This window comes from Frankia sp. CoWAU3 (assembly GCF_977971855.1).
Genome location: NZ_CDWWXB010000009.1, coordinates 38,689 through 39,897, shown reverse-complemented (window position 1 = coordinate 39,897; position 1,209 = coordinate 38,689). Strand labels below are relative to the sequence as shown.

Annotated in this window: 1 protein-coding gene and 1 pseudogene; one reads left to right on the top strand and one right to left on the bottom strand. The window is 74.1% G+C overall.

Annotated features, from left to right (window positions below):
* Positions 1-253: pseudogene (locus AC08ON_RS02255) on the bottom strand (transposase); the annotation flags it as partial.
* A gap of 166 nt (positions 254-419) precedes the next feature.
* Here AC08ON_RS02255 and AC08ON_RS02250 point away from each other — a divergent pair.
* On the top strand, positions 420-1,209 hold a 790-nt coding region (locus tag AC08ON_RS02250), incomplete at its 3' end, for an NAD(P)/FAD-dependent oxidoreductase (protein WP_476616366.1).

Here is a 1,209-nt window from a genome sequence, read left to right as displayed (position 1 = left end):
ATGGACGTGAGCAGCGTGCGGGCCGCGGCGGGCGCCGATCTTGCTCTTGGTGGGGCCGAGGGCGGGGGTGGTCGCCGGCAGGATCGAGAGGCCTCGATCGCGGTCCAGCGGACCAGGGTGGAGCCCTGTTCGGTGATGTGGCCCCGGTGCACCGTGGTGTCGGCCTCACGGTGACGTGGGGTGAGCCCGGCCCAGCTGGCGAGATGCCCGGGGTCGGGAAACGGGTGATGTCCCCGATCTCGGCGAGGAACACCGCCGCCTGGGTCCGGCCGATTCCGTGCCCGGTGAGCAGGGCCTGGTGGCCCCGGTCGCGGGCGAGGCGGCCGGTGAGGGGACTCGACGACGGATTACAGGTCGGAAGGCCGGTGAGGTGGTGCTGTAGACAGCGGATCCGGCGTCGCGGGAGGATAATGGCGGCGGTGGGAAATCACCCGATCGAGGCGGACGTGACGGAATCGACGGACACGACCCGACCGGCCGGGAACGCCGCGGGGCTGAGCGCGCCGCACGGGTCACGCCCGCGGCCGGGGCACGCCGTTCCCGACCAGGTCGCGGTGATCGGCGGCGGGATGGTCGGGCTGTGCGTGGCGTGGTTCCTCCAGGACCGCGGCAGGCGGGTGACGGTCTTCGACCGCGACCACCTCACCGCCGGACCCACCTGGGCCGGGGCCGGATCGTCCTGGGGCAATGCCGGCTGGCTCACCCCGGGGCTCGCGACGCCCCTGCCGGAGCCCGCGGTCCTGCGCTACGGGCTGCGGGTGCTCCTGCGCCCGGACTCACCGGTGTACGTGCCGCCGGTCGCCGATCTGGGGCTCGCCCGTTTCATCGCCGGATTCGTCCGGCACAGCACGACCGCGCGGTGGCGAACCGCCATGCGCGCGCTGGTGCCGTTGACCCGCGCTGCTCTCGATGCCTTTGACGAGCTCGCGGCGGGCGGCGTGACCGCGCCGACCCGCGCCGCCGACCCGTTCCTGGCCGGCTATCGCGACCGGTCCGGCCTCGACGCCCTCCTGACGGAGCTCGCCGAGATCCGGGCGACCGGCCAACCCGTCGATGCCGAGGTGCTGGACCCGGCGGCCGCCCGCGACCTCGAACCTCTGCTGTCCGAGCAGGTCCGGTACGTCGTATCCGTGCAGGGCCAGCGGTTCTGCGATCCCGGCCGCTTCGTCGCCGCCCTCGCCGACAGCGTCCGGGAACGCGGCGGCCTCG